The 14,282-nt window shown below is 71.7% G+C and carries 11 protein-coding genes; 5 read left to right on the top strand and 6 right to left on the bottom strand.

What is annotated here, in order from left to right:
* Positions 1-231 precede the first annotated feature (231 nt).
* Together IM697_RS36160 and IM697_RS36155 are read right to left on the bottom strand one after the other, a co-directional pair.
* Positions 232-936 (bottom strand): response regulator, encoded by a 705-nt coding sequence (locus IM697_RS36160; RefSeq protein WP_194040414.1) that lies wholly within the window; start codon positions 934-936, stop codon positions 232-234.
* Complete coding sequence (locus IM697_RS36155) at positions 933-2,621, bottom strand: ATP-binding protein (RefSeq protein WP_194040412.1); 1,689 nt, start codon at positions 2,619-2,621, stop codon at positions 933-935. Before IM697_RS36155 ends, IM697_RS36160 begins: the two co-directional genes overlap by 4 nt.
* 190 nt (positions 2,622-2,811) lie before the next feature.
* Here IM697_RS36155 and IM697_RS36150 point away from each other — a divergent pair, with 190 nt between their 5' ends.
* A complete protein-coding gene (locus IM697_RS36150; RefSeq protein ID WP_194040410.1) occupies positions 2,812-4,197 on the top strand; it encodes a cation:dicarboxylate symporter family transporter in 1,386 nt (461 codons plus the stop codon).
* Between the two features lie 253 nt (positions 4,198-4,450).
* On the opposite strand, the gene IM697_RS36145 is transcribed toward IM697_RS36150, so the two are convergent.
* Entirely contained in the window at positions 4,451-5,356 is a 906-nt protein-coding gene (locus IM697_RS36145) for an aldo/keto reductase (RefSeq protein WP_194040408.1), read from the bottom strand.
* Position 5,357: 1 nt separating this feature from the next.
* Positions 5,358-6,269, bottom strand: a complete 912-nt coding sequence (locus IM697_RS36140; RefSeq protein WP_194040406.1) for an NAD-dependent epimerase/dehydratase family protein — start codon at positions 6,267-6,269, stop codon at positions 5,358-5,360.
* 45 nt (positions 6,270-6,314) lie between these two features.
* On the opposite strand from IM697_RS36140, the gene IM697_RS36135 reads away from it, so the two are divergent.
* From IM697_RS36135 to IM697_RS36120, 4 genes are all read left to right on the top strand, one after another.
* On the top strand, positions 6,315-6,833 hold the full coding sequence (locus IM697_RS36135) for an Lrp/AsnC family transcriptional regulator (RefSeq protein WP_194040404.1): 519 nt from the start codon (positions 6,315-6,317) through the stop codon (positions 6,831-6,833).
* A 47-nt stretch (positions 6,834-6,880) separates the two neighbouring features.
* A complete protein-coding gene (locus IM697_RS36130; protein ID WP_194040402.1) occupies positions 6,881-7,267 on the top strand; it encodes a MerR family transcriptional regulator in 387 nt (128 codons plus the stop codon).
* Positions 7,268-7,281: 14 nt separating this feature from the next.
* Positions 7,282-7,596 (top strand): thioredoxin family protein, encoded by a 315-nt coding sequence (locus IM697_RS36125; RefSeq protein WP_194040400.1) that lies wholly within the window; start codon positions 7,282-7,284, stop codon positions 7,594-7,596.
* 176 nt (positions 7,597-7,772) lie between these two features.
* On the top strand, positions 7,773-9,998 hold the full coding sequence (locus IM697_RS36120) for a HelD family protein (RefSeq protein WP_194040398.1): 2,226 nt from the start codon (positions 7,773-7,775) through the stop codon (positions 9,996-9,998).
* 151 nt (positions 9,999-10,149) lie between these two features.
* On the opposite strand, the gene glgB is transcribed toward IM697_RS36120, so the two are convergent.
* Complete coding sequence (gene glgB / locus IM697_RS36115) at positions 10,150-12,798, bottom strand: 1,4-alpha-glucan branching enzyme (RefSeq protein WP_194040396.1); 2,649 nt, start codon at positions 12,796-12,798, stop codon at positions 10,150-10,152.
* Complete coding sequence (locus IM697_RS36110) at positions 12,795-14,240, bottom strand: maltokinase N-terminal cap-like domain-containing protein (protein ID WP_194040394.1); 1,446 nt, start codon at positions 14,238-14,240, stop codon at positions 12,795-12,797. Before IM697_RS36110 ends, glgB begins: the two co-directional genes overlap by 4 nt.
* Between the last annotated feature and the right edge of the window lie 42 nt (positions 14,241-14,282).

Below are 14,282 nucleotides of genomic sequence, written 5' to 3'. Positions count from 1 at the left end.
CTTCCCGACGCAAGGCGCGGCCCGGCAGCCGCCGGAGACGCGGGGCGAGGACCGGGCGGAGGCGGTGCGGGACGCGAGGCGGAGCCCGGCGTCCGGCGACGGCGGAGACCACAAGACCGGGGGCGCAACGGGGATCCGAGACTGAGCCGAGACGGAGCCCAGCGTTCAACGACGGCGGCAAACACAACAGGCACGCCGGGCGCGCGCACCCTCGGAGCAGACGCGGCCGGCCTACCGGCCCATCCCCGCCCCCGGGACCCACCGGTACACCAGCTCCGGCCTCCCCACCTGCCCATAGACCGGGGCCCGCTCCGCCCTCCCCGCCTCCACCAGATGCTCCAGATACCGCCGGGCCGTGATGCGGGAGATCCCCACGGCCTCGGCCACCCCGGCCGCCGTGAGCCCCTCCACGGCGTCCCGCACCGCCCCCGTCACCCGCTCCAGCGTCGGCCCGCTCAACCCCTTCGGCAGCGCCGCCGGCCCCGGCGCCCGCAACGCCGCCAGCGCCCGGTCCACCTCGTCCTGGCCGCTCGCCTCCCCCACCGCCGCGTGGAACTCGGCGTACCGCACCAGCCGGTCCCGGAGCGTGGCGAACGTGAAGGGCTTCAGTACGTACTGCACGACCCCCAGCGACACCCCCTCCCGCACCACGGCCAGGTCCCGCGCCGACGTCACCGCGATCACGTCGGCGTGATGGCCCGCCGCACGCAGCGACCGCGCCAGTTGCAGCCCGTGCACATCGGGCAGGTGCAGATCCAGCAGCAGCAGATCCACCGGCGTCCGCTCCAGCGCGCGCCGCGCCTGAGCGCCCGTGTGCGCCTTGCCGACGGCGACGAAGCCCGGCACCCGGCCGACGTACATCATGTGCGCGTCCGCGGCCACCGGGTCGTCCTCCACGACCAGGACGCGAATCGCCTGCTCGGCCGCCGCCGTCATACGTCACCTCTCGACATCACCGCGTCCTCGCCGGCGGTCCTCTGCGGCGAGGACGACAGAGAGCCGTTCGGCGCCGCCGCCCCCTCCGCCAACGGCAGCCGCACCTCGAACGCCGCCCCGCCCCCGTCGGCGTCCGCCACCGACCACACTCCCTGGTGCCGGATCACGGCCTGCCGCACCAGCGCCAGCCCCAGCCCCCGGCCCCCCGGCCCGGCCGGCTTCGTGGAGAACCCGCGCTGGAAGACCGTCTCGGCGAGCGCGGGGTCCACCCCGGCTCCGGTGTCCGACACCCGTAGCACCAGCTCGCCCTCCTCGGCGTACGCCGTCACCGTCACCCGCGCCCCTGTGCTGCCCTGTGCCGCGTCCACGGCGTTGTCGATCAGGTTGCCCAGTATCGTCACCAGGTCCCGGGCGGGCAGGGTGTCCGGCAGCAGGCCGTCGTCCAGCCGGCTGTCCTCCGACACGACCAGCTCCACGCCACGCTCGTTGGCCTGTGCCGTCTTGCCCAGCAGCAGGGCCGCGAGCACCGGCTCGCTCACCGCCGCGACGACCTGGTCCGTCAGCGCCTGGGCCAGCTCCAGCTCGGCGGTGGCGAACTCCACCGCCTCCTCCGCCCGGCCCAGCTCGATCAGCGAGACCACCGTGTGCAGCCGGTTCGCCGCCTCGTGGGCCTGCGAGCGCAGCGCCTGCGTGAAGCCCCGCTCCGAGTCCAACTCACCCATCAGGGACTGCAGTTCGGTGACATCGCGCAGGGTGACCACCGTGCCGCGGCGCTCGCCGCCCGACACCGGGGAGGTGTTTACCACCAGAACCCGCTCCGCCGCCAGATGCACCTCGTCGACCCTCGGCTCGGACGCCAGCAGCGCCCCGGTGAGGGGGGCCGGCAGCCCGAGCTCCGCCACCGACCGCCCCACCACGTCGTCGCCGACCCCGAGCAGCTCCCGCCCGCCGTCGTTGATCAGCGCCACCCGGTACTGCCCGTCCAGCATCAGCAGCCCCTCGCGCACCGCGTGCAACGCGGCCTGGTGATAGTCGTGCATCCGGCTCAGCTCGGCCGCGTTCATGCCGTGCGTGTGCCGACGCAGTCGGGCATTGACGACGTACGTGCCGATCGCGCCCAGTGTGAGCGCGCCCGCCGCCACCCCGATCAGGGCCGTGAGCTGGTCCTGCACCCGCTTGCTGATCTCCTCGACCCGGATCCCCGCGCTGACCAGCCCGACGATGTGCGCCGTGTCCCGACCGCCGTCGTAGATCGGCACGACCGCGCGGACGGACGGGCCGAGCGTGCCGGTGTAGGTCTCGGTGAAGGGCTGCCCGCGCAGGGCGAGCTCGGTGTTGCCGCGGAAGTGCCGGCCGATCTGGGCCGGGTCCGGGTGCGTCCAGCGGATGCCCTCGGGGTTCATGATCGTGACGAAGTCGACCTCGGCGTCGCGCTGGACACGCAGCGCGTACGGCTGGAGCTCGGCCGTGGGGTCGGCGGTGCGGATCGCCTCCCGTACCGACGGGGCGTCGGCGATCGACTGGGCCACCGCCTTGGCCTGGCGCCCCGCGGCGTCCTCGGCCTGGCCGCGGTCGCTGACGTAGCTGAACACCGCGTACCCGGCGACGAGCACCGCTATCAGCACGGCCTGCATGGCGAAGAGCTGCCCGGCCAGGCTGCGGGGTCTCGGGAGGGGGATGCGCATGTCGTCAGTCTGCCTCCATGGCTGATTGTGAACTAAATGAACGGAAGGGTGACCGCCCTCACACGGCGGGAGATAGTCACCGCATCGCTGAAGTACGACCCCGTCCCCCCGGGGCTCGCCAGCCGAACCCCCCACCCCGGACGTGAGCCGCACGCCGGTGATACCGACGAAGACGTCAAGGAGGGCAGCCGTGGCCGCCGCCAGTTCCCCCGATACGGCACCTGCCGCACCCGTCGCCAAGCGGGATCGCACGCACTACCTCTACATCGCGGTGATCATCGCCGTGGCCCTCGGGATCACCGTGGGCCTGGCCGCGCCCGACTTCGCGGTCGAGCTGAAGCCCATCGGCAAGGGCTTCGTGAGCCTGATCAAGATGATGATCTCGCCGATCATCTTCTGCACGATCGTGCTCGGCATCGGATCGGTACGGAAGGCGGCCAAGGTCGGCGCCGTCGGCGGTATCGCCCTGGCCTACTTCCTCGCGATGTCGCTGGTGGCCCTCGCCATCGGTCTCGTCGTCGGCAACATCGTGGAGCCGGGCACCGGTCTCGCGGTGACCGACGCCGTCAAGGACGCCGGGCATGCGCAGGTCGACGCCGAGGCCAAGGACACCACCGAGTTCCTGCTCGGCATCATCCCGACCACGATCGTCTCCGCCTTCACCTCGGAATCGGTCCTGCAGACCCTGCTCGTCGCGCTGCTCGCCGGTTTCGCGCTGCAGGCCATGGGCTCGGCCGGGGAGCCCATCCTGCGCGGTGTGCAGCACATCCAGCGGCTCGTCTTCCGCATCCTCGGCATGGTGATGTGGGCCGCGCCGATCGGTGCCTTCGGCGCCATCGCCGCCGTCACCGGCTCCGCCGGACTGGACGCGCTCAAGAGCCTCGCCGTGCTGATGCTGGGCTTCTACGTCACCTGCGTGCTGTTCATCTTCGTCGTGCTCGGCACGCTGCTGCGGATCGTCGCCGGCCTCAACGTCTTCTCGCTCTTCAAGTACCTGGGCCGTGAGTTCCTGCTGATCCTGTCGACCTCGTCCTCCGAGTCGGCGCTGCCGCGCCTGATCGCGAAGATGGAGCACCTCGGCGTCAGCAAGCCGGTGGTCGGCATCACCGTCCCGACCGGCTACTCCTTCAACCTCGACGGCACCATGATCTACATGACCATGGCGTCCCTGTTCATCGCCGACGCCATGGGCACGCCGATGTCGGTCGGCGAGCAGATCCCGCTGCTGCTGTTCCTGCTGGTCGCCTCGAAGGGCGCGGCCGGTGTGACGGGCGCGGGCCTGGCCACCCTCGCGGGCGGACTCCAGTCGCACAAGCCCGCCCTGGTGGACGGCATCGGCCTCATCGTCGGCATCGACCGCTTCATGAGCGAGGCCCGTGCGCTGACGAACTTCGCGGGCAACGCCGTGGCCACGGTGCTGATCGGTACCTGGACGAAGGAGATCGACAAGGGCCAGGTCGACCGGGTGCTCTCCGGGCAGCTCCCGTTCGACGAGACGACCCTCCTGGACGACAGCCACGGCGCACCGGCCGAGGCGGCCGAGCAGGACGGCGACAAGGAGCTCGCCAAGGCCTGACCCGGCTGACCGGCCCGACCCCTGCAGTCCGGCCCGGTCCCTCACTCCGGACGCCCGGCCCCGCCTGAACCGGGGCCGGGCGTCCGGCCGTCGCGCCGAAATCCCTTTGACCCGCCATCCGCCGGGCCGCCCGCTGGGGGGCCGGATGCAGGCCGTCCGGCGGGAGGCGCCCTCGACGAACTTCTCTCCGACCACGACCACCTCACCCGCCGCCTGCTCGGAGTCCGCGGGGACCGGGATGGGGAGGCCGAGGTCAACCGACCGTGACGGCCGCACCGCCCAGCCGCCCCAGCTCCTCCAGCTCCTCCGCACTCAGAACCAGGTCCGCCGCAGCCGCCGAGTCCCGTACCGTCTCCGGACGGCTCGCCCCCGGAATCGGGATCACCGCCGGGGACCGCGTCAGCAGCCAGGCCAGACACACCCGCTGAGGGCTGACACCACGCGCCTTAGCCACAGCATGGAAGGCGCCGAAGCGCGCCCCGCCGTCCATCCGCGACGGCCCATCCAGCGAACTGCGCGAGACACCGCCCAGCGGGCTCCACGGCAGGAACGCCAGCCCCAGCTCCGCGCACAGCCGCAGTTCGGCCTCGCTGTCGCGTACGGCCGGCGAGTACTGGTTCTGCACCGACACCAGCCGGTCGCCGAGGATGCGACGGGCCGCGCGGATCTGGTCCACGTCCGTGTTGGAGACACCGGCCAGACGGATCTTGCCCTCGTCGAGGAGCTCGCGCAGGGCGCCGACGGACTCCTCGAACGGGACGGCCGGGTCAGGCTTGTGCAGCTGGTAGAGCCCGATCGCCTCGACGCCGAGCCGTCGCAGCGAGGCCTCGGCGGCGGCCTTGAGACGGCGGGGGTCGCCGTTCACGGTCCAGCTGCCGTCGGCCGGTCTGCCGCGGCCGCCCTTGGTGGCCACCAGGACGCCGTCGGTTTCGCCGCCGTAGGCGGCCAGTGCGCGGGCCACGAGCAGTTCGTTGTGACCGGGCTCGGCGCCCGGCAGATGGTACGAGTCCGCCGTGTCCAGCAGCGTCACCCCCGAGTCCAGGGCGGCGTGCACGGTGGCCAGGGCGCGCCGCTGGTCAGGGTGGCCCTCGATGGACAAGGGCATCACACCGAGGCCGATCGCGCTCACACGGTGGGGGCCGAGCATGCGGTGCCGCATGTCACTTGTCCTTTCCGAGGGTCTCGGCGACGGCCTTCGGGAGCCAGTGCCGGGCGTGTGTGAAGCGGAAACCGAGCCGTGCGGCACGGGAGTTGTCCATGCCGTAGGCGCGGGTGAAGGAGAACGGGGAGACCTCGCCGACCTCGACCTGCCGGAAGACGGTCCGCCCGTCCGGCAGGTGCGCGGCGATCGCGTCGCACAGCTCCTCGGTGGTCAGCAGGCCATGGGACGCCGCGTTGACCGGGCCCGTGAAGTCCTGGCCCACCGCCCAGTACAGGAAGTCGGCGATCTCCTCGACATGGATGTAGGTCGCCGGGTGGTTCACCACCGGCACGGCAATCGGCTCGCCGGTGCGGATGCGGCTCGCGTAGTGGGCCATACGGCCCGTGAAGTCGTCGTCCCCGCCCAGCACATGGGCGGCACGCACCGCCGTGTACGGGAAGGCCGAGTCGGCGGCGAGGACTGCCTCCGCCTGCCGCTTGCCCTCGCCGTAGTGGGTGCCGAGGAACTCCCGGTCGTCCCAGGGGAGTTCGAGGTCCACGGGCACGCCCAGCGGGTCCACGGCCGACTCGCGCACGGGGGCGATCGAGTCCTCGTACTCGTACACCTCCACCGTCGACGTCAGTACGTAGCGACGCGCGCGGTCGGCGAACGCTCTGCGGGCGATCTCCGCCTGGCGGGGGGTGTAGCAGACCTGGTCGACCACGGCGTCGAACATCCGCGAACCCAGCGCCGCCGTCAGGGACTTCTCGTCGTCCCGGTCGGCGACGAGGTGAACCACGCCCGGCGGTGGCGGCGACGAGCCGCGATTGAGCACCGTCACCCGGTCCCCGGCGGCGAGCAGCCGCGCGGTCAGCCGCTTGCCGAAGTAGCGGTTGCCGCCGATGACCAATACCTCTCGTGCCTTTCCCATGACCATAATTCTCCGGGCCATACACCGCGTTCTGAAGGGGAAGACATGGGAGATCCGGCCGACGCGCCGAAAGAACCACGGCACCTGCGCCCGTACGCCAACGAAACAGCGGTGACCTTCGACGCCCTGGACCGGCAGATCCTGGAGCTGCTCCAGACCGACGGCCGCATCAAACTGAGCGAGCTGGGCCGCCGGGTGCGGCTCAGCCCGGCGGCCGTCACCGAGCGGGTACGGCGGCTGGAGGCGGCGGGCGTCATCACGGGGTACGGCGCCCAGGTCGCCCCCGCCCGGCTCGGCTACGGCATCCAGGCCTTCATCCGGGTCAGCCCGCACGGCGGCTACAACCTCCGGCACCCCCGCACCCTGGAGCTGATCGACCGCCCGGAGATCGTCGAGGTGCACCACGTCGTCGGCGAGGACTGCTGGATCCTCAAGGTCGCCGTCGAGGACACGGCCCACTTGGAGGAGATCCTCGAACAGACCTCGGCGCTGGGCCGTACGACGACGTCCATCGTGCTGTCCTCGCCGGTGCGCACGAAGCCCCTGCTGCCGCGCCTGCCCTGACTGCCGAGGTTGCCCTGACGTCGGCGTCAAGGATTACGTTCGTAGGCATGCGAATCGGCGAGCTGGCCGCGCGGGCCGGAACCACGACGCGCACCTTGCGCTACTACGAGTCGCGGGGGCTGCTGCCCGCGCGGCGCAGCGGCAACGGCTATCGGAGCTACGACGAGAACGACCTGAAGCTGCTGCGGCAGATCAGGACGCTGCAGGACTTCGGGTTCGACCTGGAGGAGACCCGGCCGTTCGTGGAGTGCCTGCGGGCCGGGCACCCGGAGGGCGACGCGTGTCCCGCCTCGCTCGCGGTCTACCGGCGCAAGCTGGACGAACTCGACGCGCTGATCGGGGAGTTGCAGGCAGTGCGGGCCAAGATCGGCCTGCGCCTTGCGATGGCCGAAGGGGAACCACCGTTGTGCGAACTGGGAGGGCGGAAGCTGTGATCAAGGCGGCGGGCGTGGCCGAGGTGACGGACGCGGACTTCGAGGCGGAGGTGATCGGATCGGAGCTGCCGGTGCTGGTGGAGTTCACGGCCGACTGGTGTCCGCCGTGCCGGCAGATGGGGCCGGTGCTGCGCGCGCTGGCGGCGGAGGAGGGGGAACGGCTGAAGGTGGTGCAGCTCGACGTGGACACCAACCCGCTGACCACGAACGCCTACAAGGTGCTATCCATGCCGACGTTCATGGTGTTCCGAGCCGGTGAGCCGGTGAGGTCGATGGTGGGGGCGCGGCCCAAGCGGCGGCTGCTGGAGGAGCTGTCAGACGTGCTCTGACCCCACTCCTCGCCCGAATGCAGAAAAATCCCTCGAGTAATTGCGCTCGGGGGATTTCATTGCGTATATTCAATGGTTCGCGACTTCCAATGGCATTGGATCGCGAAGAAGTTCACTGAGCGCAGTATATCCGGGCGGGAGCGGAATTGTCAAACACCGAATTTCAAGACGGTGAATTGCGTCGCGAGCAGGAATTCATCGACGGCCTGTACGCACGCGTGGACGCGCTGCGCGGTGACACCGAGACCTCGGTCGGGGACGCGCTCGCCCAGGGCGACACGCCCATGCAGGCCCGGCTGGAGCGGGACATCCTCGTCGCCGAGCGCTCGGGGCTGCTCGCCGCGCTGAACGCCGTGGACGGCTCCCTGTGCTTCGGCCGGATCGACCTCTCCTCCGGCGTCACCCACCACATCGGCCGGATCGGCCTGCGCACCGACGACGCCGAGCGCACCCCGATCCTCATCGACTGGCGCGCCGACGTCGCCCGCCCTTTCTACTTGGCCACCGGCCACACCCCGATGGGGCTCAGGCGCCGGCGGCACATCACCACCAGCGGCCGTACCGTCACCGCCCTGCACGACGAGATCCTCGACCTGGGCGACCAGGAGCGCACCGGCCACGAGGACCCGACCGGCGACGCGGTGCTGCTCGCCGCCCTCGACGCCGCCCGCACCGGCCGTATGCACGACATCGTGCAGACCATCCAGGCCGAGCAGGACGAGATCATCCGGGCGCCGCACCGCGGGGTGCTGGTGGTGGAGGGCGGCCCGGGCACCGGCAAGACGGCCGTCGCCCTGCACCGCGCCGCGTATCTCCTCTACGAACACCGCGAACTGCTCGCCAAGCGCGCGGTCCTGATCGTCGGCCCCAACCCCGCCTTCCTCGGCTACATCGGCGAGGTGCTGCCCTCGCTGGGCGAGACGGGCGTGCTGCTGGCCACGGTCGGCGAGCTGTTCCCCGGCGTACGGGCGACGGCGACCGACAGCCGGGAGGCGGCCGCGGTGAAGGGGCGCGCCGACATGGCGGACGTGCTCGCCGAGGTCGTACGCGACTGGCAGGCGCTGCCCGACCCGGTGATCGCGATCGAGCACGACCGCGAGGTCCTGATGCTCGACGACGGCCTGGTGCAGGTGGCGCGCGAGAAGGCCCGTGCCGCGCGGCTGCCGCACAACGCGGCGCGGGAGCACTTCGAGGGGCACATCCTCAACACCCTCACCGAGCTGTACGCCGAGCGGGTCGGCACCGACCCGTACGACGGCGGCAGCCTCCTCGACGCGAGCGACATCACCCAGATCCGCGACGAGCTCGCCGAGAACCCCGAGGTGTGGGCGGCGATCGACCAGCTGTGGCCCCGGCTGACCCCGCAGCGCCTGCTCGCGGACTTCCTCGCCGACCCCGTCGGCTACCTCCCCGACGAGGACGCGGCCGCGATCCGCCGGCCGGTGACGCGTGCGTGGACGGTGGCGGACGTACCCCTGCTCGACGAGGCGGCGGAACTGCTGGGCGAGGACGACCGGTTGGCGCGGGCGCGCGCGGAACGCGAGCGGGAGACCCAGGTCGCGTACGCGCAGGGTGTGCTGGACGTGTCGTACGCGTCCCGGACGTACGAGTTCGAGGACAAGCAGGACAGTGATCCCGATGCCTCGGAGGTGCTCTCCGCGCACGACATCATCGACGCCGAGCGCTTCGCCGAGCGCCAGGAGGAGGACGACCACCGCAGCGCCGCCGAGCGCGCGGCGGCCGACCGCACCTGGGCGTTCGGGCACATCATCGTCGACGAGGCGCAGGAGCTGTCGCCGATGGCCTGGCGGCTGCTGATGCGGCGCAGCCCGACCCGCTCGATGACGCTGGTGGGCGACCCGGCGCAGACGGCGGAGGCGGCGGGTGTCGGCTCCTGGTCGGGCATCCTGCACCCGTACGTCGAGGACCGCTGGGAGCACACCCGCCTCGGCGTCAACTACCGCACCCCGGCCGAGATCATGGACCTCGCGGCGGCGGTCGTGCGCGCCGAGAACCCCGGCTTCGAGCCGCCGAGTTCAGTGCGCTCGACAGGGGTACGGCCCTGGATCCGCGCCACCGACGACCTCCCGGAGGCCGTCGCCAAGGCGGTCGCCGAACTGACCCCCGCGGAGGGCCGGCTCGCGGTCATCGCCCCACGGCATCTGCACCGCAGGCTCGCGGCGCGGCTGGACGGGGTGACGGCGGACACCGAGCCCGACCTCACCCACACCGTCGTCCTCCTCGACCCACGCCAGTCGAAGGGCCTGGAGTTCGACTCGGTACTGGTGGTGGAGCCCGGGCTGTACGGCACGAGCGACCTGTACGTGGCGCTGACGCGGGCGACACAGCGGCTGGGGGTGCTGCACACGGGCCGACTGCCGGGGGCGTTGGCCGCCACCTGAACGGGCCTCGTCCTCAAACGCCGGACGGGCTGAAAGATCAGCCCCTCCGGCGTTTGAGGAGCGGGGGTCCGGGGGGCGGAGCCCCCTGGCGGGGTCGAAGGGGCGGAGCCCCTTCAGGATGGGACGGGTAGGGGCGGCGGGGGTGAGAAGACTACGCCGGGCGCAACCACACCGTCGCCAACGGCGGCAGCGTCAGCCGGACGCTGGCCGGGCGGCCGTGCCACGGCTGCGGCTCGGGCTTGAGAGGATCGGGGTTCGTCACGTCGCCGCCGCCGTACCTCGCCGCGTCCGTGTTCACCGCCTCGTGCCACGCCGGGACGTCGTCCGGCACCCCGAGGCGGTACTCGTGCCGCACGACCGGCGACAGGTTCGACACCGCCAGCAGCGGGGCACCCTCCGCGTCGTAGCGGAGGAACGCGAGGACGTTGTCGTCCGCGGCGTCACCCACCACCCATTCGAACCCGGCCGGGTCGGTGTCCCGCTGCCAGAGGGCCGGGGTGTGGCGGTAGACGGTGTTGAGGTCGCGGACCAGGTCTCGGACCCCCCGGTGGTCGGGCTCCGCCCCGTACGCCGGGTCCAGCAGCCACCAGTCGGGCCCGTGCGCCTCCGACCACTCGGCGCCCTGTGCGAACTCCTGGCCCATGAAGAGCAGTTGCTTGCCCGGGTGCGCCCACATGAAGCCCAGGTACGCACGGTGGTTGGCCCGCTGCTGCCACCAGTCGCCCGGCATCTTCGACACCAGCGACCGCTTGCCGTGCACCACCTCGTCGTGCGAGATGGGCAGGACATAGTTCTCGCTGTAGGCGTACACCATCGAGAACGTCATCTCGTTGTGGTGGTACTTGCGGTGCACCGGCTCCTTGGCCATGTACTGGAGCGAGTCGTGCATCCAGCCCATGTTCCACTTCAGCCCGAACCCGAGGCCGCCGAAGCCGCCCGGTCCCGCCACATGCGTCGGACGCGTCACTCCGTCCCAGGCCGTGGACTCCTCCGCGATCGTCACGACCCCCGGCACCCGCCGGTACACCGTCGCGTTCATCTCCTGCAGGAACGCCACCGCGTCCAGGTTCTCCCGCCCACCGTGCTCGTTCGGCACCCACTGGCCCGGCTCACGCGAGTAGTCGAGATAGAGCATGGAGGCGACCGCGTCCACCCGCAGGCCGTCGATGTGGAACTCCTCGCACCAGTACAGGGCGTTGGCGACCAGGAAGTTGCGCACCTCCTTCCGGCCGAAGTCGAACTCCAGCGTGCCCCAGTCGGGGTGCGCGGAGCGCAGGGGGTCCTCGTGCTCGTACAGCGGGCGGCCGTCGAACTCCGCCAGCGCCCAGTCGTCGCGCGGGAAGTGCGCCGGCACCCAGTCCATCAGTACGCCGATGCCGGCCTGGTGGAGGGAGTCCACCAGGTGCTTGAAGTCGTCCGGGGTGCCGAGGCGGGCCGTGGGCGCGTAGAAGCCGGTGACCTGGTAGCCCCACGAGCCGCCGAAGGGGTGCTCGGCGACCGGCATCAGCTCGACGTGGGTGAAGCCCAGGTCCTTGACGTAGGCGGGGAGCTGTTCGGCCAGTTGACGGTAGGTCAGTCCAGGGCGCCAGGACGGCAGATGGACCTCGTAGACCGAGAAGGGCGCCTCGTGCGTCGGGGTCGTACCGCGCCGCTCCAGCCATGCCGCGTCACCCCACTCGTGCCGCGAGGCGTGCACGATCGACGACGTGTTGGGCGGGGCCTCCGTCCGGCGGGCCAGCGGGTCCGCGCGCAGTGTCTTCGAACCGTCGGGACGGGTGATCTCGAACTTGTACAGCTCGCCCTCGCCGATCTCGGGCACGAACAGCTCCCAGACGCCGGTGCCGCCCAGCGAGCGCATCGGATACCCCGTGCCGTCCCAGAAGTTGAAGGTGCCGGCCAGGGAGACGCCGCGTGCGTTCGGGGCCCACACCGTGAACCGGGTGCCGGTCACGCCCTGGTGCGTCATCGGCTCGGCGCCGAGCGCCCGCCACAGCTCCTCGTGCCGTCCCTCGCCGATCAGATGCAGATCGAGGTCGCCCAGCGCGGGAAGGAAGCGGTACGCGTCCTCGGTCTCCTGCACCGTCCCCTCGTACGCCACGAGCAGCTGGTAACTCTCCGGCACCTCCCGCAGCGGCAGCAGCCCCGAGAAGAACCCCTCCGTGTCGTCGTGCAGTTCCGCCCGCAGGTTCCCGGCCACGACCGTCACCGACAGGGCGTACGGCCGGAAGGCGCGGAAGGCCACACCTCCGGGGACCGGGTGCGCGCCGAGGACGGAGTGCGGGTCGTGGTGGGTGCCGGTGAGGAGACGGTCGCGGTCGGCGGCGTCGAGGGCGGGCGAGACGGCGACGGGTGCCTCCGGCGGCGGAGCGGCGTTCGGCGAGGGGATCCCGTCGGGGCCGAGCTTCTTCGCCGGGGCCTTCCTGGTGGCCGCTTTCTGTGCCGGGATCTTCTTGGGGGCCGTCTTCTGGGCTGGGACCTTTTTGGCGGCGGTCTTCGATGCCGTGGTCGTCTTCGCAGTGGCCTTCTTGGCCACCGCCTTCTTGGTCACTGCCTTCTTGGCCACCGCCTTCTTCGCGGCGGCCTTCTTCGCCGGGGCCTTCTTCGCGGCCGTCTTCTTCGCGGCCGTCTTCTTCTGCCCGGCGGTCTTCGCCGTCGTCTTCTTCGCCGTCGCCTTCTTCACGGCCTCCGCGGCCTCCGCGGCCTTGGTCGTCGCCCTTTTGGCGACGCTCTTCTTCGCGGCCGACTGCTCGGCCGTGTTCTCGGGTTCCGAACCGCTGGAGGGAGTGGTGCGGGGGGTCACGGGCGGGGCCTCCTAGGCGAGGGTGGGGATGAGGGGGTGGAGGGAGCGGGGGTGCCGGCGTCCGCCGCCAGGCGGTGTATCGCGGACATCGGCACCGGCAGCCAGTCCGGGCGGTGGCGGGCCTCGTAGACGACCTCGTAGATCGCCTTGTCGGTCTCGTACGCGCGCAGCAGCACCGGATCGGTCCGCGGATCGACCCCGCTGACCTGCGCGTATCCGGAGCAGTACGCCGCCCGGCAGGTGTCGGCCCAGCCGGGTGCCGGCAGGTCGGCCGAGTGGGCGGCGTAGTCGAAGGAGCGCAGCATGCCCGCGACGTCCCGCACCACCGGCTGCGGCATCCGCCGCTCGGCCAGCGGCTTCGACGGCTCGCCCTCGAAGTCGATCAGCCACCACTGTCCGCCGGGCGAGCGCAGGCACTGCCCGAGGTGCAGATCGCCGTGGATGCGCTGGGCGGTCCAGGTGCGGCCCTCGGCGGCGAGGGTGGCCAGCGCCTCGAAGGCGGAGCGCAGACCGGGCGCGTACGGCCGCAGCGCGGGCACCGCCTGCGCGGCTGTCTCCAGCCGCTCGACCATGCCGTCGACGAGCTGCTGCACCTGGGTGTGCCCCAGGGTCACGGTCGGCAGCGTGCGGGCCAGCGCCATGTGCACCTCGGCGGTCGCGCGCCCCAGCGCCCGCGCCTCGGCGGCGAAGTCCTCGCCCTTGGCCAGCTCGCGCAACGCCAGCTCCCAGCCGTCCGCCGCGCCCTGCACGAACGGCTGGAGCACACCCAGGACATACGACTCGCCCGCCAGGTCGGCATGGAACCACGCCGTCGGCGCCGGCACCCGGTCGCAGCCCTCGCGGGCCAGCGCGAGCGGCAGCTCCAGGTCGGGGTTGACGCCGGGCACGACCCGGCGCAACAGCTTGAGGATGAACGTATCGCCGTAGACGACCGACGAGTTGGACTGCTCGGAGGTGACCAGACGCGGCACCAGGGCGGAACGGATCCGCCGGCTCCCGTCCCGTTCGAAGCGCAGCGCGCCGACGCGGGCCCCGGTGCGCAGCGCCTCCAGGAGCAGTTCGTCGGGGCGGGGGTCGTACAGGGCGTCGTACACCGTGCGGCCGGCGAGCGGGCCGTCGGCCACATGTCCGATCAGCGCCGGTGCGAGCCGCGGCGGCAGCGCCTCGCGATCCCCTATGAGGAGCTGGTAGCAGTCCGCGGGCTGCTCGGGCGCGCCCGGCACGGGGGTGACCGGCTGATGGGCGCGCACCAGCAGGTGGTACAGGCCCAGCTTGCCGCCGGGGGGCAGCAGTTCGGTGGCCGCGACCTGCGAGAACCCGGTGACGGGACGCCCCTTGCCCGCGAACCAGCGCTGCCGCGGCAGCCACTCCCGCAGCAGTGGATCCAGTGACGCAAGGAGGCCGGGCGAGGTGGTGACGGTACGGGTGACGGCTTCCGACATGGCGTCGCGTCCTTTCCCCGGGCGGTCGGGGTGTTACTTCTG

The sequence above is a fragment of the Streptomyces ferrugineus genome, from assembly GCF_015160855.1.
Taxonomy (GTDB): domain Bacteria; phylum Actinomycetota; class Actinomycetes; order Streptomycetales; family Streptomycetaceae; genus Streptomyces; species Streptomyces ferrugineus.
The sequence above is the reverse complement of the archived record's forward strand: the minus strand, read 5'-3'. Positions and strand labels throughout refer to the sequence as shown.

What these genes read in the sequence shown, in the direction of transcription:
- IM697_RS36160 (WP_194040414.1), bottom strand. Translation starts at nt 936, where the DNA reads ATGACGGCGGCGGCCGAGCAGGCGATTCGCGTCCTGGTCGTGGAGGAC.
- IM697_RS36155 (WP_194040412.1), bottom strand. Translation starts at nt 2,621, where the DNA reads ATGCGCATCCCCCTCCCGAGACCCCGCAGCCTGGCCGGGCAGCTCTTC.
- IM697_RS36145 (WP_194040408.1), bottom strand. Translation starts at nt 5,356, where the DNA reads ATGCGGCACCGCATGCTCGGCCCCCACCGTGTGAGCGCGATCGGCCTC.
- IM697_RS36140 (WP_194040406.1), bottom strand. Translation starts at nt 6,269, where the DNA reads ATGGGAAAGGCACGAGAGGTATTGGTCATCGGCGGCAACCGCTACTTC.
- IM697_RS36135 (WP_194040404.1), top strand. Translation starts at nt 6,315, where the DNA reads ATGGGAGATCCGGCCGACGCGCCGAAAGAACCACGGCACCTGCGCCCG.
- IM697_RS36130 (WP_194040402.1), top strand. Translation starts at nt 6,881, where the DNA reads ATGCGAATCGGCGAGCTGGCCGCGCGGGCCGGAACCACGACGCGCACC.
- IM697_RS36110 (WP_194040394.1), bottom strand. Translation starts at nt 14,240, where the DNA reads ATGTCGGAAGCCGTCACCCGTACCGTCACCACCTCGCCCGGCCTCCTT.